The sequence below is a fragment of the Candidatus Rokuibacteriota bacterium genome, assembly GCA_016188005.1.
Taxonomy (GTDB): domain Bacteria; phylum Methylomirabilota; class Methylomirabilia; order Rokubacteriales; family CSP1-6; genus UBA12499.
Map to the genome: position 1 here is coordinate 57186 of JACPIQ010000063.1, position 23868 is coordinate 81053.

The 23868-nt window shown below is 69.4% G+C and carries 20 protein-coding genes and 1 pseudogene; all 21 read right to left on the bottom strand.

Annotation, left to right across the window (positions count from 1 at the left end; genetic code table 11):
• Nucleotides 1-107: 107 nt before the first annotated feature.
• Nucleotides 108-866 (bottom strand): formate dehydrogenase accessory sulfurtransferase FdhD, encoded by a 759-nt coding sequence (fdhD, locus tag HYV93_12125; GenBank protein ID MBI2526717.1) that lies wholly within the window; start codon nucleotides 864-866, stop codon nucleotides 108-110.
• Between the two features lie 60 nt (nucleotides 867-926).
• Nucleotides 927-1670 (bottom strand): tRNA pseudouridine(38-40) synthase TruA, encoded by a 744-nt coding sequence (gene truA, locus HYV93_12130; protein MBI2526718.1) that lies wholly within the window; start codon nucleotides 1668-1670, stop codon nucleotides 927-929.
• Nucleotides 1671-1702: 32 nt separating this feature from the next.
• Nucleotides 1703-2704: an aspartate-semialdehyde dehydrogenase gene (locus HYV93_12135; GenBank protein MBI2526719.1), complete on the bottom strand. Its 1002-nt coding sequence runs from the start codon at nucleotides 2702-2704 to the stop codon at nucleotides 1703-1705.
• Nucleotides 2705-2722: 18 nt separating this feature from the next.
• Nucleotides 2723-3808: a 3-isopropylmalate dehydrogenase gene (leuB, locus tag HYV93_12140; protein MBI2526720.1), complete on the bottom strand. Its 1086-nt coding sequence runs from the start codon at nucleotides 3806-3808 to the stop codon at nucleotides 2723-2725.
• Between the two features lie 2 nt (nucleotides 3809-3810).
• Nucleotides 3811-5358 (bottom strand): 2-isopropylmalate synthase, encoded by a 1548-nt coding sequence (locus HYV93_12145; GenBank protein ID MBI2526721.1) that lies wholly within the window; start codon nucleotides 5356-5358, stop codon nucleotides 3811-3813.
• Nucleotides 5359-5380: 22 nt separating this feature from the next.
• Nucleotides 5381-6175, bottom strand: a complete 795-nt coding sequence (gene pssA, locus HYV93_12150; GenBank protein ID MBI2526722.1) for a CDP-diacylglycerol--serine O-phosphatidyltransferase — start codon at nucleotides 6173-6175, stop codon at nucleotides 5381-5383.
• Nucleotides 6176-6344: 169 nt separating this feature from the next.
• A complete protein-coding gene (locus HYV93_12155; GenBank protein MBI2526723.1) occupies nucleotides 6345-7019 on the bottom strand; it encodes a phosphatidylserine decarboxylase family protein in 675 nt (224 codons plus the stop codon).
• Between the two features lie 224 nt (nucleotides 7020-7243).
• Nucleotides 7244-8292: pseudogene (gene ilvC, locus HYV93_12160) on the bottom strand (ketol-acid reductoisomerase).
• 21 nt (nucleotides 8293-8313) lie between these two features.
• Nucleotides 8314-8904: an acetolactate synthase small subunit gene (gene ilvN, locus HYV93_12165; GenBank protein ID MBI2526724.1), complete on the bottom strand. Its 591-nt coding sequence runs from the start codon at nucleotides 8902-8904 to the stop codon at nucleotides 8314-8316.
• Between the two features lie 107 nt (nucleotides 8905-9011).
• A complete protein-coding gene (gene ilvB, locus HYV93_12170) occupies nucleotides 9012-10766 on the bottom strand; it encodes a biosynthetic-type acetolactate synthase large subunit (GenBank protein ID MBI2526725.1) in 1755 nt (584 codons plus the stop codon).
• Between the two features lie 12 nt (nucleotides 10767-10778).
• Nucleotides 10779-11666, bottom strand: coding sequence for a dihydrodipicolinate synthase family protein (locus tag HYV93_12175; protein MBI2526726.1), 888 nt, complete (start codon nucleotides 11664-11666; stop codon nucleotides 10779-10781).
• The gene (locus tag HYV93_12180) at nucleotides 11659-14346 is read right to left on the bottom strand and encodes a pyruvate, phosphate dikinase (protein ID MBI2526727.1); all 2688 of its coding nucleotides are present in this window, start codon (nucleotides 14344-14346) and stop codon (nucleotides 11659-11661) included. The genes HYV93_12175 and HYV93_12180 overlap by 8 nt, the downstream gene beginning before the upstream one ends.
• 212 nt (nucleotides 14347-14558) lie before the next feature.
• The gene (locus HYV93_12185; GenBank protein ID MBI2526728.1) at nucleotides 14559-15338 is read right to left on the bottom strand and encodes a FadR family transcriptional regulator; all 780 of its coding nucleotides are present in this window, start codon (nucleotides 15336-15338) and stop codon (nucleotides 14559-14561) included.
• Nucleotides 15335-16030: a TerC family protein gene (locus HYV93_12190; protein MBI2526729.1), complete on the bottom strand. Its 696-nt coding sequence runs from the start codon at nucleotides 16028-16030 to the stop codon at nucleotides 15335-15337. Before HYV93_12190 ends, HYV93_12185 begins: the two co-directional genes overlap by 4 nt.
• A gap of 22 nt (nucleotides 16031-16052) precedes the next feature.
• Nucleotides 16053-17570, bottom strand: coding sequence for a tripartite tricarboxylate transporter permease (locus HYV93_12195; protein ID MBI2526730.1), 1518 nt, complete (start codon nucleotides 17568-17570; stop codon nucleotides 16053-16055).
• A gap of 86 nt (nucleotides 17571-17656) precedes the next feature.
• Nucleotides 17657-18118, bottom strand: a complete 462-nt coding sequence (locus HYV93_12200) for a tripartite tricarboxylate transporter TctB family protein (protein MBI2526731.1) — start codon at nucleotides 18116-18118, stop codon at nucleotides 17657-17659.
• A gap of 39 nt (nucleotides 18119-18157) precedes the next feature.
• A complete protein-coding gene (locus HYV93_12205; GenBank protein ID MBI2526732.1) occupies nucleotides 18158-19144 on the bottom strand; it encodes a tripartite tricarboxylate transporter substrate binding protein in 987 nt (328 codons plus the stop codon).
• Between the two features lie 164 nt (nucleotides 19145-19308).
• Entirely contained in the window at nucleotides 19309-20328 is a 1020-nt protein-coding gene (locus HYV93_12210; GenBank protein ID MBI2526733.1) for a pyruvate synthase, read from the bottom strand.
• A gap of 97 nt (nucleotides 20329-20425) precedes the next feature.
• Entirely contained in the window at nucleotides 20426-21637 is a 1212-nt protein-coding gene (locus HYV93_12215) for a pyruvate ferredoxin oxidoreductase (GenBank protein ID MBI2526734.1), read from the bottom strand.
• Nucleotides 21638-21796: 159 nt separating this feature from the next.
• On the bottom strand, nucleotides 21797-23005 hold the full coding sequence (locus tag HYV93_12220; GenBank protein ID MBI2526735.1) for a (4Fe-4S)-binding protein: 1209 nt from the start codon (nucleotides 23003-23005) through the stop codon (nucleotides 21797-21799).
• Nucleotides 23006-23161: 156 nt separating this feature from the next.
• Nucleotides 23162-23797 carry a pyridoxal 5'-phosphate synthase glutaminase subunit PdxT gene (pdxT, locus tag HYV93_12225; GenBank protein MBI2526736.1) on the bottom strand — a complete coding sequence of 212 codons (636 nt, stop codon included), beginning with the start codon at nucleotides 23795-23797 and terminating at the stop codon, nucleotides 23162-23164.
• Nucleotides 23798-23868: the final 71 nt, after the last annotated feature.

The following is a 23868-nucleotide window of genomic DNA, read 5'->3' on the forward strand; positions in this document are numbered from 1 at the left end:
TTCGACCCGCGGGCCTCCGGCGGAACCGGCCGAGAAATCACGAAGAAAGTCTAGCAGGTCGGCTCGGCCCGGCAAACCGGATACTCCCGGGCTCCCCGGGCGGGGGCTCAGGGGATCGGCGTCAGGTCCAGGGCCTCACCCGTGTAGAGGTTGAGCGTGTCGGGCCTCAGATAGCCGATGACGGTGACGCCCAGCTGCTCGGCGAGCCCAACCGCCATCTCCGTCGGTGAGGTCCGGGAGGCCACCACCGGCACGCCCATGCGCACGGCCTTGAGCAGCATCTCCGAGGAGACCCGGCCGGTGGAGAGCAGGATCCGGTCCGTCGTGGCAAGGCCCTTCAAGAGCGCCTCCCCCTTGAGCTTGTCCACCGCGTTGTGGCGCCCGACGTCCTCGGCCACCACCAGCAACCCCTCGGCGTCGGCGAGCGCCGCGCCGTGGATGCCGCGCGAGGCGCGATAGTGGACAGCCTCGCCGAAGAGCTCCTTGATCCGCGCCGCGAGCTGCGCCGGACGGATGCGCAGCGAGGACTGAAGCCGCGTGAAGAGGCGCGGGTCGATGCGAAACGTGATGCCGCCGCCGCAGCCCGAGGTCAGGACGCGTTCCGTGGGCAGCTCCACCGGGTGCGTCAGCGTGACGTCCGCGCGTCCGTCCACCTCGGACACCTCCAGCCGGGCGATGTCCTCGAGGCCTCCGATGACCTTCTCCATCCACAGGTAACCGATGACCAGTGCCTCCAGCTGGAAGGGCGAACAGAGGAGCGTGATGAAGCGAGCGCCGTTGACGTGGACCGTGAGGGGCTGCTCCCGCACCACCTCGCCCTTGACCTCCTCGGCGCCGTCCCGGCTCACCCGAAGGTACGCTCGCATGGCTCTATCCTGCCGGGCCGGGGGGGCAAAGGCAAGTCGCTCCCCGGCGCGCCGCGCGGCTCACGTCGGGTAGACCACGCGCACGAGGGTGAGCCCCCGGGGCGGCGCGGTCGGCCCCGCCAGCCTCCGGTCGCGGGCCGCGAGCAGGGCGCCGATCCAGCCGGGCTCCCGTGCCCCTCGGCCGACCTCCACGAGACTGCCCACGAGGTTGCGCACCATGTGGTGGAGGAATCGGTCGGCCGACAGGACGATCCCGAGCCGGCCCTTCCGCAGGACCAGCCGCGCCGAGAGCACGGTGCACGTGGGGGTGCGCCCGCGGCCGGCGGCGGCGCAGAAGGCGGAGAAGTCGTGCTTGCCCCTGACGAGCCGGAGCGCGCCCGCCATGGCGTCGGCCTCGAGCGCGTAGGGGGCGTGCCAGGCATAGCGGCGGAGGAAGGGATCGGCCGCGCCGCCCCGGTCGATCAGGTAGCCGTAGCGCTTGCCCCGCGCCCCGCGCCGGGCGTCGAAGCCCGGCGGCGCCTCGCGGCAGTCGAGCACGCGGATGGCCGCGGGCAGCAGGGCGTTGAGAGCCCGGCCCAGCACGGCGGGCGCCATCGCCGAGGCGGTGGCGAGGCTCGCCACCTGGCGCAAGGCATGAACGCCGGCGTCGGTGCGGCTGGCGCCCACGATCTTCACGCGCTCGCCGAGGACGCGCTGACAGGAGTGCATCAGCAGCCCCTGGACCGTCGGGCGGTCGGGCTGGATCTGCCAGCCAAAGAGATCCGTGCCGTCGTAGGCCAGCGTGAGGCGAAGCGTGCGTGTCATGCCCCCTCGCCCGGCGCCGGGACCCGCGCCGCTCAGCGGATCAGGAGCTCGGCGATCTGGATCCCGTTGAGCGCGGCGCCCTTGCGCAGCTGGTCGCCCACGACCCAGAAGTTCAGGGCGTTGGGCAGTGACAGGTCCTCGCGGACGCGTCCCACGAAGCAGTCGTCCTGCCCCTCCACGCCGATCGGCATCGGATAGCGGTTCTGCGCCGGGTCGTCCCAGAGCCGGAGCCCCGGGAAGCGCGCGAAGGCCTCGCGGGCGCGCTCCGCGCCCACGCGCGCCTCCGTCTCCGCGTAGACGGCGATGGAGTGGGCGGTGAAGACGGGCACCCGGACCGTCGTCGGCGACACCGCGAGGTCCGGCAGCTCGAGGATCTTTCGCGCCTCCTTGACCAGCTTCAGCTCCTCGCCGGTGTACGCGCCCTCGCCAAACGTGTCGATGTGCGGGATCACGTTGAAGGCGATCTGGTGGAGGAAGTGCTTCGGCGTCAGCGCCTCGCCGCGCGCCCAGGCCAGCGTCTGGTTGCGAAGATCCTCGACCCCATTGACCCCGGCTCCGGAAACGGCCTGGAAGCTCGTGGCGATCACGCGGCGGAGCCGGCCGACGTCGTGGAGCGGCTTCAGCGGCATCACGGTGACGACGGTCGTGCAGTTCGGGACGGCGACGATCCCCTGGTGCCCCTTGACGGCATGGGCGTTGATCTCGGGGACCACCAGCGGCACGGCGGGGTCCATCCGGAAGGCGCTGGACTTGTCCACCACCACGGCCCCGGCCTTGACGGCGAGCGGCGCGTACTCCCGGGACTGCGCCGAGCCCGCCGAGAAGAAGGCGATCTCCACGCCCTTGAAGGCCTCGGGTCCGACCTTCTCCACGCGGATCGAGTCGCCCCGGAAGGTCACCGTCTTGCCCAGGGACCGCTCCGAGGCGAAGGCCCGGAGGTCCGCCACCGGGAACTTCCGCTCCTCGAGGATCCGGAGCGTGGTCTGCCCCACCGCCCCCGTCACCCCCACCACCGCCACCCGCAACCCGCTCATGACGCCCTCGTCCTTTCCCTAGTACGACCGCTCCACTTCGCGCGCGATGAGGTCACCCATCTCGCGCGTCCCCACCGTCTTCTGCCCCCCGGCCGCGATGTCGCCGGTGCGGTGCCCCTGCTCGAGCACCCGGAGCACCGCCGTCTCGATGCGGTCGGCGTCCGGCCCGCGGTCCAGCGAGTAGCGCAGCAGCATGGCCGCCGAGAGGATCGCCGCGATGGGGTTCGCCAGGCCCTTGCCCGCGATGTCGGGCGCCGTGCCGTGGACGGGCTCGTAGAGGCCCACCCGCCCGCCGAGGCTGGCCGAGGGCAGCATCCCCATGGAGCCCGCCAGGATGGCGGCCTCGTCCGAGAGGATGTCGCCGAAGGTGTTCTCCGTGACGATCGTGTCGAAGTGCGTCGGCCGGTTGACGAGCGCCATGGCGCAGTTGTCCACCAGGACATGCTCCACCGCCACCTGCGGGTACTCCCGGGCCACCTGTGTGACCACCTCGCGCCAGAGCTGCGAGACCACCAGCACGTTGGCCTTGTCCACCGAGGCCAGCCGCCGCTTGCGCTTCATGGCCACGTCGAAGGCGGCGCGGACCACGCGCTCGATCTCGCGCGAGGTGTAGGCCATGGTATTCACTGCCCGCTGGCCGCCGTCGGCGAACGCCTCGCGCCCCCGCGGCTCCCCGAAGTAGAGCCCGCCGGTCAGCTCGCGGACGACCATGAGGTCCGTCCCCTCCACCACCGACCGCTTGAGGGGGGAGGCGTCCACCAGCATGGGGAAGCACTTCGCGGGCCGGAGGTTCGCGAAGAGGTCCAGCTCCTTGCGGATCCGCAGGAGCCCGCGCTCGGGCCGGCTCTCCTGGGGCAAGGCGTCCCACCGGGGGCCGCCCACCGCCCCGAACAGGATGGCGTCGCTCTGCTCACAGAGCCGGAGCGAGGACTCCGGCAGCGGGCCGCCGGTGGCGTCGATGGCCGCTCCGCCGGCCAGGCCCGACTCGAACTCGAAGGACGCCCCGGTGGCCTTGCCCACCACCTCGAGGACGCGCTCGGCCTCGGGTGTCACCTCCTGGCCGATGCCGTCGCCGGCCAGCACCGCGATCTTGTAGGTGGGCATGGTCAGGGACCGACCTCCTTGAGCTTCTGGCCGCCGGCCGGATGCACCAGCCGGTTCAGCGCGTTCACGTAGGCCCGGGCGCTCGCCTCGATGACGTCCGTCGAGCTGCCCTTGCCGGTCACCACGGTCCCGTCGAAGTCCACCTTCACCGACACCTCGCCGATGGCGTCCTTGCCCCCCGTGATGGCGCGGAGCTGGTAGTCCTGCAGCCGCCCCTTGAGCCCCGTGATGGCGTCGATGGCGTTGAGCACCGCGTCCACCGGACCGTCCCCGGCCCCCGAGTCCTGGAACACCTCCTGATCCTTCCGGAGCCGCACCGTGGCCGACGGGATCACGCCCGTGCCGCTGATCGTGTGGAGGTAGTCCAGGGCGTAGGTCTCGGGCACCTGCGCGATCTCGTCCTTCACGATCGTCATCAGGTCCTCGTCGAAGATGTCCTTCTTCTTGTCCGCCAGGTCCTTGAACCGCTTGAACGCCTTGCCCAGCTCGGCCTCGTCCATCTCGAAGCCCAGATCCTTGAGCCGCGCCGCCAGGGCGCGGCGCCCGGAGTGCTTGCCCATGACGAGCTTGTTGGCGTCGCGGCCGATGTCCTGGGGGCGCATGATCTCGTACGTGAGCTTCTCCTTCAGCACCCCGTCCTGGTGGATCCCCGCCTCGTGCGCGAAGGCGTTCTCGCCCACGATGGCCTTGTTGGGCTGCACGTGGACGCCGGTGATGTGGGAGAGGAGGCGCGAGGAGCGGAAGATTTCCTCGGTGCGAACCTGCGTCTCCACGCCGAAGTAGTCCTTCCGGGTCCTGAGCGCCATCACGACCTCCTCGAGGGAGGCGTTGCCCGCCCGCTCCCCGATCCCGTTGATGGTGCATTCGATCTGCCGGGCGCCGTTCTGGATGGCCACCAGCGAGTTGGCCACCGCCTGGCCCAGGTCGTTGTGGCAGTGCACCGAGAGCACAGCCCGGGCGCTGTTCTTGACCCGCTCCCGGATGCGCGCGATGCGCTCCCCCCACTCCCGGGGAATGGCGTACCCCACCGTGTCGGGGATGTTGATGGTCCGGGCGCCGGCGTCGATCACGGCCTCGAGGACGTCGCACATGTAGTCGAAGTCCGAGCGGGAGGCGTCCTCGGGGGAGAACTCCACGTCCTCGCAGTAGCCGCGCGCGTGCTTGACGGCCTCCACGGCGGCCGCGAGCACCTCGGCGCGGCTCTTCCGGAGCTTGTACTTCAGGTGGATGTCCGAGGTCGCCACGAAGGTGTGGATGCGCGGCCGCTGCGCGTACCTGACGGCTTCCCACGCGCGATCGATGTCCATGAGCCCCACGCGGCTCAGCCCGCAGATGACGGGCCCCCCGGGGAGCGATCCCACCTGCCGGGCGACCTCGCGCACGGCGGCGAAGTCCTCGTCCGACGAGATCGGGAAGCCGGCCTCGATGACGTCCACGTTGAGCCGGGCCAGCTGGCGCGCCATCTCCAGCTTTTCCTGCGTGTTCATGGAGAAGCCAGGGGCCTGCTCGCCGTCCCTGAGCGTGGTGTCGAAGATGATGATGCGATCCATGATGACGTCCTCCGCTGTGCCTCTAGTGCGCATCCCGTGGTGCCTTCTCGGCCGTCATGGCCCCTTCCCGGCGGCGCGCCCACACGGGGCGCGTGGGTCCGCTCAGCAGGTAGGCCGAGAAGAGCGCGAACAGGAACCACTGCGGATGGGTGGCGACGATCAGGACCCCCAGGACGACGAGCAGCAGGAGGCCGACCGGCCGCCGGCGCCCGAGGTCGATCTCCTTGAAGGAGTAGAACCGGAAGGTGGACACCATGAGGAGCGCCACGAGGTAGGTGCCCACGGCGATGGCGATGGCCTGCCACCGCGCGATCTCCCCCCCGTCGAGCAGCAGGAACACGGCGCCGACGACACCCGCGGCGGCGGGCGTGGGCAGCCCCACGAAGTAGCGGCGGTCCGCGACGCCGGTGTAGACGTTGAACCGGGCCAGCCTGAGCGCGCCGCAGATCACGAAGAGGAAGGCGCCCAGCCAGGCCGCCCGCCCGAGCCGGGAGAGGACCTGCGAGTACAGCATGAAGGCCGGGGCCACACAGAAGGAGACCACGTCCGCCAGCGAGTCGAACTCCACCCCGAACGGGGTCGTGGTCTTGGTGAGCCGCGCCACCTTGCCGTCCAGGATGTCGAGGACCATCGCCACGAAGATGGCGATGGCGGCCTCCACCGTTCGCCCGTGGCTGGTCAGGATCAGGGCCAGGAAGCCGCAGAAGAGATTCCCGGTGGTGAGCAGGCTCGGCAGCAGGAAGATGCCGCGCCGCCGCTGCTCGCGCAGCTCGGCCCAGCGGCGCCGTCGGGCACCGCGCCCGCCCTCGCCCGGCAGGTGTCGTCGTCTCAAGGCAATCCTCGTCGCACCTGGTCCCGTCCCCCACCATCTGCCAGGGCCCAGCACTGGCCCCCGCCATGCCTGCACCGCCCGCGAGCCCACGGCCTCGACTCTCTACCATCTGCGGGGGCCCAGAAATGGCCCCCGCACTCCCCCAGCCGGCTAGTCACCGGAGGACCCCCATGACTGTTTCGCCCCCGCGCGCGCGATCCCCCGCCCGGACGCGGACCTCCGTGCCCCGCGGCACGATGAGGTCGGTGCGCGATCCGAACCGGATCAGGCCGTACCGCTCCCCGGCCTCGAGCCTGTCGCCCGGCCGCACCCGGCACACGATGCGCCGGGCGAGCACCCCCGCGATCTGCCGCACCGCGACCCTGCCCCCCTCTGCCTCGAGCGTCACGGTGCAGCGCTCGTTGTCCGCCGAGGCCTCGGGACGGTACGCCGCCAGGAACCGGCCCGGCGTGTACTGGACCTCCCGCACGATGCCCCCCACGGGCGCCCGGTTGACGTGCACGTCCAGCGGCGACAGGAAGATGGACATCCGCACGGCCAGTCCGACGAACGGGTCGTTCACCTCGTCGATGCCCATCACCCGACCGTCGGCCGGCGCCAGCACCCCCCCCGGCAGCCCGGGCGGCGTCCGCTCGGGATCCCGGAAGAACCCCAGCGACAGGAGCCCCGGCACCGCCGCGACGGCCGCGGCCCGGTGCCAGCCCATCACGGCCAGAATACACGACACTGCCAGCGGCGGGAGGATGAAGGGCCACCCCTCGGGCGCTACCGGCAGGCGCCGGGGCGGGGGCTGCGGCGCCCCGCCCCGCTCCGGTCGGGGAATCTCCATGTCCGCTCGCCTCGCCTGGGCTCGCTCACGCTCGCCCGGTCTTCCATATCCGCTCGGCTCGCCTTCGGCTGCGCCTCGCACTGCCGGCTGCGGCTCGCCGCCTCGCTCCGCTCGGGAGTTTCCACATCCGCTCGCCTCGCCTTCGGCTGCGGCTCGCCGCCTCGCTCCGCTCGGGGAGTTTCCATGTCCGCTCGCCTCGCCTTCGGCTGCGGCTCGCCGAACAGTCACATCCGCGGGGGCTTGATCCAGGACATCATCTTCCGGAGCCGCGAGCCCACCTCCTCGATGGGATGCTGGGCGTCGCGCCTGCGCATGGCCAGGAAGCCCGCGCGGTTCGCCTGGTTCTCGAGCACCCACTCGCGGGCGAACTGGCCGGACTGGATCTCGGAGAGGATCTTCCTCATCTCGGCGCGGGTCTGCTCGTTGATGATCCGGGGGCCGCGCGTGTAGTCACCGTACTCCGCCGTGTCCGAGACCGAGTAGCGCATGTAGGCCAGCCCGCCCTGATAGAAGAGGTCCACGATCAGCTTCATCTCGTGCATGCACTCGAAGTAGGCGATCTCGGGCTGGTAGCCGGCCTCCACGAGGGTGTCGAAGGCGTCCTTGATCAGGTGGGAGACGCCGCCGCAGAGGGTTGTCTGCTCGCCGAAGAGATCGGTCTCGGTCTCCTCCTTGAACGTGGTCTCGATGACGCCGGCGCGCGTGCAGCCGACCCCCTTGCCGTAGGCGAGGGCCAGGTCCCGCGCCTTGCCCGACACGTCCTGGTACACGGCCACGAGCGCCGGCACGCCCGGCCCCTGGCTGAAGAGGTCCCGCATCACGTGCCCCGGGGCCTTGGGGGCGATCATGGACACGTCCACGTCCGGCGAGGGCACCACCTGGTTGAAGTGGATGTTGAAGCCGTGCGCGAACATGAGTGTCTTTCCCTTGCCGAGGGCTTGAAGCCGTGCGCGAACATGAGTGTCTTTCCCTTGCCGAGGGCCCCCTTGATAGACTCCTCGTAGACCTGGCGCTGGCTCTGGTCTGGCAGCAGGATCATGATGATCTGCGCCGCCTGGGCGGCCTCGTTCACGGTGGTCACCAGGCAGCCGTCGGCCTCGGCCTTGGCCCAGCTCCTGGAGCCCTTGTAGAGCCCCACCACCACGTCCTGGCCGGAGTCCTTGAGGTTGAGGGCATGCGCATGGCCCTGGCTGCCATACCCGATGATGGCGATCTTCTTGCCGCGCAGCAGCCCGAGATCGGCGTCCTGGTCATAGTAGATCTTCGCCGGCATGACTGTCGTCTCCTTGACTGGTTAGTCCGCGAACCCGACGACCCGGGGGTCCTGGGGCGCCGGAGGGAGAGCCGACTTCGGCTTTCCCAGCTTCTGGTCCGCCTTGCGGAGCCGAGTCTTCGGACCGCGGGCGATGGCCACCTTGCCGGTGCGCACGAGCTCCTGGATGCCGAACGGCCGCAGCAGCTCGATGATGGCGTCGATCTTCGTCTCCTCGCCCGTGACCTCGAGGGTGTACGTCGTGGCGGTCACGTCCACCACCTTGGCCCGGAAGATGTCGCCCACCCGCAGGATCTCCGCCCGGACGCCGGGCTCGGCGTTCACCCGGATCAGCAGCATCTCGCGCTCGACGTGGTCCTCCTCGCTGAGGTCCGTCACCTTGATGACGTCGATCAGCTTGTGCAGCTGCTTCATGACCTGTTCGAGGACGAACGCGTCGCCGTGCACGACCAGCGTCATCCGGGAGACGGTCGGGTCCAGGGTCTCGCCCACCGACAGGCTCTCGATGTTGTAGCCCCGGGCCGAGAACAGCCCGGCCACGCGCGACAGCACGCCGAACTTGTTCTCCACCAGCACCGCGATCGTGTGCTTCTTCGCCTCGGTCTCCTGCACCCGTCGTCCTCTCCTCGTGCAGCCTCTGGCCTTGCCGTTTCGAGCGCGCGCGACGCCCGCGCCCCCGTGGGGGAGTCATCGGCGGGGGGCGTCGAGGCCCCCGCCGATCAAAACCCCGTCTGCGACCGGGCAGCCTTGTCGCGCACGTCTACGCTGGGCGGGGCCAGGATCATGTCGATGTTGGCGCCGCCCGCCGGGACCATGGGGAAGACGCACTCGTGCTTGTCCACGGTCACGTCCAGCACGACCGGGCCCGGCGTCGCGATCATCTTCTCCAGCGCGGGCACGACCTCGCTGGGCCGGGTCACGCGGAGACCCGTGCACCCGTAGGCCTCGGCCAGCCGGACGAAGTCGGGGCTGCCGCCGAGATCGCTGGCGCAGTAGCGCTCCTTGTAGATGAGCCGTTGCCACTGGCGCACCATGCCGTGGCCGCCGTTGTTGATGATCACGGTCTTCACCGGCAGCTTCTCCTCGACGCAGGTCGCCAGCTCCTGGCTGTTCATCTGGAACGAGCCGTCCCCGTCGACGTTGACGACGAGCTTGCCGGGGTTCCCCGCCTGGACGCCCATGGCCGTCGGGAGCCCGTAGCCCATGGTGCCGAGCCCCCCCGACGTGCACCAGGCCCGCGGGTGCTTGAAGCGGTAGTACTGCGCCACCCACATCTGGTGCTGGCCGACCCCGGTGACGATCAGCGCCTCGCCAGCGGTCAGGTTGGAGATCTCCTGGACCACGTGCTGGGGCTTGACGACCTCGTCGCTCCACTCGTAGTGCAGCGGGAAGTCGCGTTTCCACTCCGCGACCTGGCCCATCCACTGCTTGCGGGCCTCGCGGACTCCACTCGCCGGATAGGTGCGGAGCTCCTCGTGCAGCGCCTCCACGAGCTTGCCCAGCACGCGCTTGCAGTCCCCGACGATGGGGATGTCGACCTTGATGTTCTTGGAGATGGAGGAGGGGTCGATGTCGATGTGGATGATCTCGGCATGGGGGGCGAAGGCGTCCACGCGCCCGGTGACGCGGTCGTCGAAGCGCGCCCCGATGGCCACCAGCACGTCGGAGTGGTGGACGGCCATGTTGGCGTAGTACGTGCCGTGCATGCCGAGCATGTCCAGCGAGAGCGGGTCGGCCATGGGGAAGGCCCCGAGCCCCATGAGGGTCTGCGTCACCGGGATCTGCGTCAGGTCCACCAGCGCCCGCAACTCGGGCGAGGCGTCCGAGGAGATGATGCCGCCGCCCACGTACAGCACGGGCCGCTTGGCCCGCACGATGGCGCGGGCCGCCTTCTTGATCTGCCCCGGGTGCCCCTCGTACGTCGGGTTGTAGGAGCGGAGGTGGACGGTCTCCGGGTAGTCGAAGGCCCACTCCTTGACCAGCACGTCCTTGGGCAGGTCCACGTGCACGGGCCCCGGGCGCCCCGTCCCGGCGATGTGGAAGGCCTCCTTGATGATCGCCGCCAGGTCGTTGCCGTCCTTCACGAGGAAGTTGTGCTTGGTGGCGGACCGCGTGATGCCCACGTTGTCCGCCTCCTGGAAGGCGTCGTTGCCGATGAGATGGGTCGGCACCTGGCCCGTGAAGGCCACCAGCGGAATCGAGTCCATGAGCGCGTCCTGGAGCGCGGTCACCAGATTGGTCGCCGCGGGGCCGGAGGTGACCAGGCACACCCCGATCTTGCCCGTGGTCCGCGAGTACCCCTCCGCCGCATGCCCGGCGGCGGCCTCCTGCCGGACCAGGATGTGCCGGAGCCCCTTGAAGTCGTGCAGCACGTCGTAGATCGGCAGCACCGCCCCGCCGGGCAGCCCGAAGACGACGTCCACCCCCTCGCGCTTCAAGCACTCGAGCACGATCCGCGCCCCTGAAAGCTTCACGACCCTGTCCTCCTAGAGGAGTCCCGCCGAGGCGAGGACCTCCTTGATCTCGTCGATCGCGTCGCCGTCCGGCGTGCCCAGGGGCGCCCGGCAGGGGCCGCCGTAGAAGCCCTGCAGATCCAGCGCCGCCTTGAGCCCGCCGATGCCATGGCGTCCCGCCACGCCGCGGTCGGCCAGCATCATGCGCGCCGCGATCCCCTTCGCCTCCTCCCAGCGCCCCTGCCGCGCCAGCGCGTACACCTCGCAGAACTCCCGCGCCGCGATCACGGCCAGCGCGAGGATGCCGCCGGACGACCCGATGGCCAGCGAGGGCAGGAGCGCCGCCGCGGCCCCAACCAGCACGTGGAAGCTCTTGGGCGTGAGGTGGATGATCTGCGCCGCTTGCGGGATGTTGCCAGAGGAGTCCTTGATGCCTCGCACGTTCGGATGCTCGGCGATGCGCGCCACCGTATCGGGCTCCAGGTTGATCCCGGTGTTGAGGGGGAAGTTGTAGATCAGGATCGGGATCGGCGAGGCTTCGGCCACGGCCAGGTAGTGCCGGATCTGGGCGGCCGCCTGGGCAAAGGCCTTCGTGAAGTAATGCGGCGTGATGACGATGGCCGCGTCCGCCCCGATCTCGGCCGCCCGCCGTGTCTGGCGGATGGTCTGGAGCGTCGAGTTGCACCCCGTGCCGGCGATCATGGCGCGGTCGCGCGGGATCGCTCCGCGCGCGGCCACCAGCACCGCGTCCCGCTCGGCATCCGAGAGCATCGGGAACTCGCCCGTGGAGCCGAGGATCACATAGCCGTCGAGGGGGGTCGCGTTCCAGCGCTCGAGGTTGGCCTGGAGCCGATCCGTCGCCACCGCGTCTCCCCTGTACGGGGTGGGCACCGGGATGTAGACGCCCGCGTGCTCACGCATGTCGCTTCCCTCCGCGGACGGCACGGGGCTCCTTGATCTGCGCCTGCGCCGCCGCCAGCCAGGCGATGGGAACCATGAAGGGGGAGCAGGACACGTAGTTCATGCCCACGCGGTGACAGAACTCCACGGACGAGGGCTCCCCGCCGTGCTCGCCGCAGATCCCCACCTTCAGCTTCGGGCGCGTCCGGCGCCCACGCTCGATGCCGATCTTGATCATCTCCCCGACGCCTTCCTGGTCCAGCACGGCGAAGGGATCGAACGGGAGGATCTTGTGCTCGAGGTAGTAGGGCAGGAACTTGCCGATGTCGTCCCGGCTGTAGCCGAAGGTCATCTGCGTCAGGTCGTTGGTGCCGAAGGAAAAGAATTCGGCGCACTGCGCCATCTGATCCGCGATGAGCGCCGCCCGCGGCAGCTCGATCATGGTGCCCACCGTGTAGGGAATGCGCGCCCCCATCTCCCCTTCCACCGCCGCCGCCACCCGCCGGGTCATCTCGTCGGTGACCTTCATCTCGGCCAGAGTCCCCGTGAGCGGGATCATGATCTCGGGCTCCACCTTGATCCCTCGCTTCGCCACCGCGCAGGCGGCCTCCATGATGGCGCGCACCTGCATCTCGTAGATCTCGGGGAAGGTGATCCCGAGCCGGCACCCACGGTGCCCGAGCATCGGGTTCTGCTCCATCAGCGCCTCGAGCCGCGCCTTGAGGGCGCCCAGTTCCGCGTGGTGCGCGGGGTTGATGCGCAGCGCATCGAGCTTCGTGTACTCCTCGAGCACGTCCTTGTACTTCGGGAGGAACTCGTGGAGCGGCGGGTCCAGCAGCCGGATCGTCACCGGGAAGCCCGCCATGGCGGTGAAGATCCCCTCGAAGTCCTCCCGCTGGAAGGGCAGGAGGCGGGCCACCGCGGCTTGCCGCGCCTCGGTGTCCTGCGCCATGATCATCTCGCGGACGATCGGAATGCGCTCCTCGCCGAAGAACATGTGCTCGGTGCGGACCAGCCCGATGCCCTCGGCCTCGAACTCGCGGGCGGCCCGCGCGTCCCGCGGCGTGTCGGCGTTGGCCCGGACTCGCGTGGTGCTGACCTCCCGCGCCCACCCCAGGAGCTGCTTGAACTCCCGGGAGAGCGTGGGCTCCACCAGCGGCACGGTACCGACGATCACCTCGCCGGTGGACCCGTTGAGCGTGATCACCTGCCCCTCCCGCACCACGCTGCGGCCCGCGCGGAAGAGGCGGTTCTCCTCGTCCACCACCACGTCCCCCGCGCCCACCACGCAGCACTTGCCCATGCCGCGCGCGACGACGGCAGCGTGGGAGGTGAGGCCGCCGCGAGAGGTGAGGATGCCCTGGGCGGCGTGCATGCCCGCCACGTCCTCGGGGGAGGTCTCGGTCCGGACCAGGATGACGTGCTCGTTGCGGAGCGCCATCTCCACCGCCTGCTCCGGGTCGAACACGACCTTGCCGGACGCCGCGCCGGGCGCCGCCGGCAGGCCGCGGGCGATGGCCGCGTACCGGGCTCCCGGGTCCACGGTGGGGTGCAGGAGCTGGTGCAGGGAGGCGGGATCGACCCGCAGGAGGGCGTCGCCCCGCTTCTTGACGAGCCCCTCCTTGACCATCTCCACGGCGACGCGGACGGCCGCCGCCGCCGTCCGCTTGCCCGAGCGCGTCTGCAGGATGAAGAGCCGTCCCTCCTGCACGGTGAACTCGATGTCCTGCATGTCCCGGTAGTGCTTCTCCAGCCGGTCCTTGATCGTGACCAGCTGGGCGTACACCTTGGGCAGGCGCCGCTCCAGCGCGCTCACCGGCTCGGGCGTCCGGATCCCCGCCACCACGTCCTCGCCCTGGGCGTTGATCAGGAACTCACCGAAGAAGCGCCGCTCCCCCGTGGAGGGGTCGCGGGTGAAGCAGACCCCGGTGCCGGAGGTCTCGCCCAGGTTGCCGAACACCATGGCCATCACCGTGACCGCCGTGCCCCAGTCGTCGGGCAGGCGATGGATGCGCCGGTAGTCGACCGCCTTCTTGGCGAACCACGAGTCGAAGACGGCATTGATGGCCAGCCGCAGCTGCTCGGACGGGTCCTGCGGGAAGGGCTGCCCGGTCTGCTCCTGCACGAGCCGCTTGGAGTCGGACACGAGCCCCTGGAGCGCTTCTGCCGGGACCTCCGCATCCGTCCCGGCGCCGGTCCGGTCCTTGGTCTCGTCCAGCAGCTTGTCGAAGGCCCGGCGGTCGATGCCGAGGACCACATCCGCGAAGATGGTGATGAAGCGCCGGTAACAGTCCCAGGCGAAGCGCTCGTTCTTCGTCCAGCGCGCCAGCCCTGTCACCGTCTTGTCGTTGAGGCCGAGGTTGAGCACGGTGTCCATCATGCCGGGCATCGAGGCCCGCGCCCCTGAGCGGACGGAGACGAGCAGCGGACGCTCGGGGTCCCCCAGCTTGAGCCCGACCGAAGCTTCCAGGCGCGCGAGGCCGTCGAGGACCTGGGCCCAGAGGCCACCGGGCTGCTTCTTGCCCCCGGCCACGTATGCGGCCCAGGCCTGCGTGGTGATCGTGAAGCCGGGCGGCACCGGGATGCCGAGGTTGGTCATCTCGGCGATCTCGCACCCCTTGCCGCCCAGGAGGTCGCGCATGGCGCTCGAACCCTCCGCCTTGCCGCTGGCGAAGAAGTACACGTACTTCGGCCCGCGCACGCCTCGCTTCGGAGCCTTTGCCCGCGACTGCCTCCCCGACCCTGCCTTCCCCATTCAGTGCCCCTCCGGCTGCGATCGCTCCTGACAGGAGAAAAAGACAGGCCCACGAGGGGCCTGGAGCCGACTTCCACGCTAGCCGCTAATGCTAAGGGAGCCGATCGGGGATGTCAACGAATATTCTTCCTCCACGGGCACTTACGTGGGGTCGCGGGTCAGCTGGAGGGGCTCTTCCGCGGGGCGGGGCCCGCACCGGACTCTCGCGTCCCCGCGCTCAGGGAGCCCATCACCAGCCGCTCGACGGCGACGAGATGGTCGAGCACGGCTTGCTGCGCGGCCGGCTCGTCGCGATTCCGGATCGCCTCGAGGATCCGCGCGTGGTCCCGATGCGATCGCGTCGGACGCCCGGGGGTCTGAAGCAGCTCCTCCCGGCTCTGGGTGAGCAGGTCCACGAGCGCGCTCACGATGCGGGTGATGGCGCGGTTGTGGGTGCTGTTGGCCAGGGCGGCGTGAAAGGCGGCATCCTGCGCCAGCCCGGTCCGCCCCTGGGCCACCTCCTTCTCCTGGACCTCCAGGATGCGCTCCATCTCGGCCAGTTCCTCGGCGGTGGCCCGCCGGGCGGCCAGCCCTGCGATGGCCGGCTCGATCAGGCGGCGGGCCTCGAAGAGCTCCCCCACCGCCTCGCGATGTGGGAGGATCACCAGGGCCAGCGGCTCGATGAGGGTCTCCACCGAGATGTCCCGGACGAAGGCGCCCTCTCCCGCCCGGATCTCGATGAGACCCCGGCTCTCGAGCGAGCGGAGCGCCTCCCGCACCGAGGTGCGGCTCACCCTGAACTTCTCGGCCAGCTCCCGCTCGGGGGGCAGCCGGTCGCCGGACCGGAGCCTCCCCTCGCCGATGAGCTGCTTGACCTGGCGGACGATCTCCTCGTAGATCCGGGTGGACTTGATCGGCTCCACGTCCGGCCAGTCGGCGGGACGCCCGTCGGCGGTCATTCCACGCCCGCCTCGCTCCCGGCCAGCGCCCGCCGCCGGGCCGTCATCCAGCCCACCAGCATGATCCCGCCCGCCAGCACCGCACGCACGGTCCACTCGACCAGGCGCGGGGTCTCCCCGATCCGCTGGACCACGAAATCGTCGTGGACGATCATCTTCCCGGCCACCTCGCCCAGGATCCCGCCCGCGATCAGGATGATCCACGCATACCGGTTCATGAGGGTCGCCAGGACCCCGCTCCCCCAGACGACGATGGGAATGGAGAGCCCGATCCCGAAGACCACCAGCGTCAGATTCCCCTCGGCGGCGCCCGCGACGCCGATGACGTTGTCGAGACTCATCACCACGTCAGCGACGATGATGATCCAGATGGCCTCGAGCAGGGTCGTGCCGTGCCGGACATGTCCTTCCCCGCCGCCCCCATCCGACTGGCGCACGAGCTTGATGGCGATCCAGACGAGCGCGAGGCCGCCGACGACTTGCAGCAGGGGGATGCGGAGCAAGTACGTGATGATCGCGATGAAGATCAGGCGCAGGCCCACGGCCCCCGCTGCCCCCCAGATCCGCCCCTGGAGCTGCTGCCGCTTCGGCAGGGTGCGGACGGCGAGCGCGATGACGAGCGCGTTGTCGCCGGCCAGGGCCAGATCGATCACGACGATCTTCAGGACACCGACGATGAAATCGAGGCTCACGGCTCCCCCGGACGCTCCGGCATCAGCTGCCGCCCTGCGCGGGCGCGACGGCGCGGCCCCGGAGGCGGCGCCAGTAGGGCGTGATCAGCGGCAAGGCGAAGAAGAAGAGCGCCACGGCCGTGATGGCGCCGGAGATGGGTCGATTCAGGAGGATGAGCAGCGAGCCCTGCGACATGATCAGGCTCTGCCGGAGCGCGTTCTCGGCCAAGTCGCCCAGGACGAGGGCGAGCACGAGCGGGGCCAGCGGGTAGTCGAGCTTCTTGAACACGTAGCCGATCACGCCGAACACCAGCATATACCAGATGTCGATCATGCTGCCATGGACGGAGTAGGCCCCGATGGCGCACACGGCGACGATGAGCGGGGTCAGGATCGCGAAGGGAATCCGCAGGATGGCCGCGAAGAACGGCACGAAGAGCAGCACCATGGCGACGCCGATGACGTTGCCGGTGTACATGCTGGCGATGAGTCCCCAGACGAACTCGGGCTGCTCCTTGAACAGCATGGGCCCCGGCTGCAGGCCCCAGATGATGAGCCCGCCCAGCATGACCGCGGCCGTGGGCGAGCCGGGGATGCCCAGCGTGATCATCGGCAGGAGGGCAGCGCCGCCGGCCGCATGCGCCGCGGTCTCCGGGGCCACCACCCCCTCGATCTCACCCTTGCCGAAGCCCTCCGGGTGCCGGGAGAAGCGCTTGGCGAAGGCGTAGCTCATGAACGAGGCCGGCGTGGCGCCGCCGGGCTTGAAGCCCATCCAGAATCCGATCATGGAGCCGCGGATGAAGGTGCGCCAGTACCGCGGCAGCGTTCTCCACGTCTCCCACACCACGCGCGGGTTGATCCGGGCGCTCGCCCCTCTGAAGGAGAGCCCCTCCTCCACCGTGAGGAGGATCTCGCCGATGCCGAAGAGCCCGATGACGGCGACGATGAAGTCGAAGCCCTTCATGAGCTCCGTGAACCCGAAGGTCAGGCGCAGCGCGCCGGTGACGATGTCCAGGCCCACGGAGGCCAGGACGAAGCCCAGGAGGATGGAGACGAGGGACTTGACGGGGCTGCCGCCGCCCAGACCGATGAACGACGAGAAGGTCAGGAGCTGGATGGCGAAGAACTCGGGCGGACCGAACCGGAGGGCGACCTCCGCCAGGACCGGGGCGAACAGGGTGATCAGCACCACGGAGAACAGCGCGCCCACGAAGGACGACGTGAAGGCGGCGGTCAGGGCCTGCCCTCCCTCCCCCCGCCGGGCCATGGGGAAGCCGTCGAAGGTGGTGGCCACGGACCAGGGCTCCCCGGGGATGTTGAAAAGGATGGAGGTGATGGCCCCGCCGAACAGCGCGCCCCAGTACAGGCTCGTCAGCAGGATGATGGCGGAGGTCGGGGGCATGGTGAAGGTCAGCGGCAGCAGGATGGCCACCCCGTTGGCTCCCCCGAGGCCCGGGAGCACGCCGATGACCGTGCCCAGCGCGATGCCGACCACCGCGACCATCAGGTTGTGGGGCTGCAGGGCGACCTGGAACCCCAACAGGAGATTCTCGAGGCCCATCGGCTAGCGCCCCACCAAGCAATCGGGAGGCGGGGGCGCGAGGCGTACTCGGACGTACGTTGAGCGCACGCGCCGTTGGGCTCGCACTAGTAGCCCAGCCAGGCCTCGAGCGGGCCCTTGGGCATGGGCACGAGGAACCATCTTTCGAAGACGAGGAAGGTGATCACGGGGAACGCGACGGCCAACCCCGCGGCGGCCGCCCACGAGTGCCGTCCGACCCACCGCATGTAGAAGGCCAGGTAGAGCGCCGCCGCGACATAGAGGCCGATGGCCTGCGTGAGCACGACGAAGGCGGCCGCCGGGCCCACCACCGCCAGCACCGGGCCGAGTGCCTGGCGGGTCACGAAGGCATAGGGGCTGGCGCGCCGGCCGGCCTTGACCGCGATCGCCAGGCAGCACCCGATCAGGAGGACGGCGAGCCAGAACGGGAAGAAGCCGCTCTGGGGCCCGTCCGTCCCCCAGCGGATCCCCAGGCGCAGGGCATCCACCAGGACGAGCACGCCCACCGCGGCGAGGATCGCTGCCGTGATCAGGTTAGCGGCACGCATCGGGCGGCCGGGACCGGGACGATCGAGGACCTGGCCCGCCTACTTCTTGAGGAGGCCGCCCTTGGTCATGAGCTCCTTGTGGAGCTGTTCCGCCCCCGCCACCCACTTGACATAGTCGGGGCCGGTGAGCCAGGAGGGCTTGAGTGCGCCCCTGGAGAGGTACTCCTTGAACTCGGCGGAGTCATAGACCTTCTTGAGGAAGCCCTGGTACCACTCCACGGCTTCCTTGGGCATGTCGGGCGCGCCGAAGATGCCGCGCAGCATGAGGTAGTTGATGTCCGCGCCGATCGCTTCCTTGATCGTCGGGATGTCCTTCCAGTCGGCGTCCGGGATGCGCGCGGTATCGAACACCGCCAGGGGTCGGACCCGCCCCGCCTTCCAGTGGCTGGCGCACTCGATGGGGTTGTTCACCGTGGAGTCCACGTGCTTGCCCACGAGGTTCACGCAGACCTCGCCGCCGCCCTTGAAGGGGACGTAGGTGAACTTCACCCCCTGGGACTGCTCCAGCAGGATCGTGATGATCTGGTCCTCCTGGGCGGAGCCGGTCCCGCCCATCTTCATGACCCCGCCCTTCTCCTTCACGGCCGCGAGGTATTCCTTGGCGGTCTTGTAGGGCGTCTCGCCGTTCACCCAGAGGATGAACTGGTCGAGCGCCATGCGGGCGACAGGGGTCAGATCCTTCCAGTTGAACGGAACGCCGGTGTGTAACGGCGTGGTGAAGAGGTTGGAGAGCGTGATGATGATGGTGTGGGCGTCGCCCTTCTTGCCCTTGACGTGCAGGAACCCTTCGGCTCCGGCGCCGCCGGACTTGTTGACCACGATGAGGGGCCGCGGGGAGAGCTTGTGCTTCTCGGCGATCCCCGCGATGAGGCGGGCCATCTGGTCCGCCCCGCCGCCGGTGCCGGCCGGGATCACGAACTCGATGGGCTTGGTGGGCTCCCAGGCGGCGTGGGCGGCCAGCGGCAGGGCCGTGCACAGCGTGAGGGCGATGATCAGACAGGCAAGAGGTCCCCGTCGGAGTCCCATGCGGCATCCTCCTCGCGGTCGTGCTGCGGGTGTGAGGCCATTCTCCCGATCGCGGTCGGGAACTGCCGGAGTCCGGAGGACAGCGGGGCTTGCCCTTCGCACCGCGCCAGGGCCGGGCTCCAGGGACCCCGGGGTCCCGGCCCTGCGGGCGATGCCGACACGCACTAGGGCATCGGCACTACCGGCCTCTTCTCCTTCCAGAACGGGATAACGCCGGGAATCTCCCACTTGTTCCACATCTCGTCAACCTTGGACTGGAAATAGTCCAGGTCCTCCTCGGTGAAGTGGGCGAAGCGCCCCTGCTTGAGCAGGTACTCCCGGACGGGCCTGCGCGGGCGCCCCTCGGCGATGGCCTTGGTCTTGCCGTAGTGGCGAACCACGCCGTCCTCGACCTCGTAGAGGGGGAAGATGCCCGTCTCGACGGCCAGCTCGCCCAGCTCGTGGGAGAGCATCGGGTCGAAGTCCCACCCCTTCGGGCAGGGATCGAAGGAGTGGATGAAGGTGGGCCCGCCGATCGAGAGCGCCTTCCGCACCTTGTTCATCATGTCCACGGCGTAGGAGGCGTCCACCGTGGCCACGTAGCGGCACTCCGGATGCCCGGCCGCGAGCATGCCGGCCGTGTTCTTCTTCCAGCGCGTGTGCAGGATGCGCTTCACGGAGCCGGGGGGGCTGAAGGTGGTATGGGCGCCGTAGGGCGTCGAGCCCGAGACCTGGATGTCCGTGTTGGCGTACGACTCGTTGTCGTAGAGGAAGATGAGGCAGTTGTACTCCTTGTGGGTGAGCGTCGCCGAGATGGCGGCGAGCCCCATGTCGGCGCCTCCCCCGTCACCGCAGAAGGCGATGACGTTGATGGGCTCGGCCTTCATCCGCCCCTTTCGCATGAGCGCCTTGAGGCCGGCCGCGGTGCCGAGCGCCGCGGACCCCGACGAGCCGAGCTGCGTGTGCATCCACGGCACCACCCAGGGTGTCGTGTAGTAGGTGGTGTTCGCCACGTACATGCAGCCCGTGGCGCCGAGCACGATGGTCCGCGGCCCCGCGGCCTTGATCATGAGCCGCATGACGAGGGCCGATTCGCATCCCTGGCAGGTGCGGTGCCCGGAGGTGAAGTACTCCTCCACGGACACCTTCTTCACGCCCTTGAAGAGCGGCAGGGCCTGTGTGGCGTTGGTGAAGGTCTCTGGCATGGGTGTTTCTCCTTGCCTCGGCGTCTCGGCGACGCCCTTTACTTACCGGCAACGCCCCGCTGCGCGGGGCTTGCCATGTGGTGGCTTCGCCTCGTCCCTATTCGCGGACACCGAGCCAGTGGGTCTTCAGGTCGGACTTGCCGGCCCTGGCGGCCGCGAAGCACATGTCGGCTACCTTGGAGACGTCCGCCAGCGTGACCTCGCGCCCGCCGAGTCCCCCGATGAAGGACAGGAGCGGCGGCCGCTTGTCGGCGTTGTAGAGGGCGGCCCGGATCTCGTTGGCGACCACGCCCGAGCCGAAGGGCGAGCCGAACGAGTAGTCGCGATCGATGACGCCGATGGCACCGGCCCGCGCCAGCGCCGCGGCCAGCTTCTCGGTGGGGAAGGGCCGGAACCACCTCGGCCGGATCAGTCCGACCTTCTTGCCCTGGGCCCGCATGTTGCGGATCCCGACCTTCAAGGGCAGCGAGATGGTCCCCATACCCATCAGGATGACTTCGGCGTCCGCCGTCATGTACTCCTCGAACCACGGGTTGTCCGGGCCGCGGCCGAAGACCTTCCTGAAGTCGGCGTAGGCCTCCTCGATGACGGTATAGGCGCGGCTCATGGCCTCGTTGTTCTGCCGCCGGATCTCGATCACCCAGTCCTCGTTGGCCTGGGGCGCCACGGAGATGGGGTTGTCCGGATGCAGCTGCAAGTCGCCCCGGTCGTACTTCGGCAGGAAACGGTCCACCTTGGCCTTGGTGGGCACCTGGACCAGCGCCTGGGAATGCGTGAGGAAGGCGCCGTCAGCCGAGATGGCGATGGGCAGGAAGACTCGCCGGTCCTCGGCGATGCGGTATGCCAGGAGTGCCGTGTCGAGCATCTCCTGAGCCGTGTCCACCCAGGTGAGCAGCCAGCCGAGGTCGCGCACCACGAGGGCGTCGTTGTGCTCGACGCCGAAGGCGCCCGGATCGTCCAGGGCGCGGTTGCCCACCATGGCGACCATGGGGACGCGGAGCGGCGGCGTCACCGTCAGGCACTCCATGGCGTACATCCAGCCGACGCCCGAGGAGCCGCAGAACACGCGGGCGCCTACCGTCGAGGCGTGCTTGACGATCTCGAACTGGCTGTGTTCGCCCTCGGCCACGATGTACTCGGCCACGAGCTTGCCGTTGGCGATCTTCTTGGCGATGGCCTGCATCACCGTATCGTAGGGGCGGATGGGATACGCGGTGACGACGTCGATGTCCGCCAGCGTCAACGCTTCCGCGCAGGCCTCACTGCCGGAGATAAGCATCTCCGTGTCGCCGGGGGCCGCCGCCGGCATCTTGGTCTCGACAGCCATCGTGGTCTCCTTGTCACCATGGCGCGGGCCCCCGGGCTGTCGCCCGCCCGCGCCTCGTGGCTCGCTCCCCTCGTCCGTCCCCTGCCCCGCGGGCCCCCGGGCTGTCGCCCGCCCGCGCCTCGTGGCTCGCTCCCCTCGTTCCTAGGGTGTCTTCCTGTCGGCGTTCTCGCCGGGGATGCCCGTGGTGATCTCCATGCCGCCCGTGTCAAGATCTTGCTTCAATTCCTGGGCGTACTGCCCGCGGAAGCGGAAGCCGTGGGAGCGCGCGACGTGGGCCTTGTCGCTGACCTTGGCCGCAAGCCACGCCCGGTACCTGTCCTTGTCCTTCCGCCACGCCTCCCACTGACTCGCGTTATCGTCGAAGGCGGCCTCGCTCACCATGGTGATGCACTCCTTGGCGGGGCACACCGCCTCGCAGACGCCGCAGCCGCAGCAGGCCTCCATGTCGGCGTCGTAGAGACCGTCCGGGGTGACGTTGAAGCAGGAATCGGGGCATTGCAGCCAGCAGAGCGTGCACTTCACGCACTTGTCGAAGTCGATGACCGGCCGCATCGTGCGGGTCGTGAACTTCTTGAAGTACGGGTTCCGTTCCGGCACATAGCCCTTGCCGCCCTCCATGGGCTTGCCCACGGGGATGGCCGGGATGCTGACGCCTTCCCGCATCTCCCACCACTTCGGCTTCTCGAAGGAGAATGGCGTCTCGGCGTTGCCCTCGGTGATGTTCACCGGCCGGGTCTCGAGCCGCTCATGGGCCTTGCGCGCCGAGGCCACCTTGACCTCCGAGCCCCACTCCGCGTCCTTGATGGCCTGGCACACGGCGTCGAGGGAGAGGAAGTCGGGCTTGATCCTGGCCAGGGCCCCGAGGACGCGTGCCTCCGTGTGATCCTCGCGGTACACCCAGAGCCCCGAGAAGGAGGCCTTGGCCCTGACCAGCGCCAGCGTGTAGGCGGCCTCCTTCTTGTGGATGTCCTTCAGGAGATCCTCCGCCGGCTGGAGCGAGGTCATCAGCACGGTGCCGCCGGGCAAGGTGAGCCGGTTGATCGGCTGCAGGCCGTACCACGCCCAGGACTCGACGCCCTTGGCCAGCGTGTCGTCCACGCAGATCGTGACATCGACCTCCTGGGGCTCGTAGCGCGCCATGTTCTGCTCGAGCTCCTCCTGGCTGTCGGCCACGATGGCGAAGTCCTTGGCGGGGATGCCGTTGCGCTGCGGGCTGTCGCCGTAGCGGCCGAAGGCGATGCCCCAGCGGCCCGCCTTGCGCGCGGAGAAGACGATTCCCCTGCAGATGCGCGAGGCCAGGTTCTTCTGGAAGATGCCCCGGTACACGACCTCGCAGGTGAAATGCGCCATGCTGACCTCCTACGCAGGCACGAAGGCCCGGGCGAGATTCCGATGGATTCGATGAGGGGTGGTCATTGGTCGGTTGGTCCGACCACACTATGCCCTCGATACCCCCCCTGCTGTCAACTGGTCGTTTGCTATGGGAAAAGAGGGCGAGATGGCCGACTAGCCGGTGCTCCCGTCAGGTCCGCCAGCTGCCAAGTCCACCATGTGAGCGGGTGCCGGGGGCGCGGCGCGGACCATCGCGGTGAAGTACTGGTGGACGGTGAGATCCTCGGTGAGCTCTGGATGGAAGGCGGCGACCAGGACGCTGCCCTGCCGGGCCATCACGCACTCGCCTCCAAGCTCGGCCAGCGGCCTGACTGCAGGGCCGAGTCGCCGGATCCGCGGGGCGCGGATGAACACCGCCTTGAACCGCACGTGTCCCTGACCGAGGTCGGCCCCAAGCTCGGTCTCGAAGGACTCCTTCTGCCGGCCGTAGGCGTTGCGCTCGGCCGTGATGTCGATGAAGCCCAGCGAGCGCTGCGCGGGGTGCGCCACCTCGCGGGCGAGGAGGATGAGGCCGGCGCAGGTGCCGAAGATCGGCCGGCCCGCCCCATGGAACCGGCCCAGGGCAGGGATGAAGTCCCAGGCGTCCATGAGCTTGAGGAGCGTCGTGCTCTCGCCACCGGGAATGACGAGCCCCGACACCTCCTCGAGCTGCTCTGCCTTCCGCACCTCCACCGAGGAAACGCCGATCCGCGCCAGCGCCTTCCGGTGGAGGTCGAAATCACCCTGGAGCGCCAGCACCCCGATCTTCATATGCCCTGGCTCGTTCACGTTCACCGGATCTCCGTCCTCGCTCGGCTCGCCGTGCGGCACGGCTCCCCTCG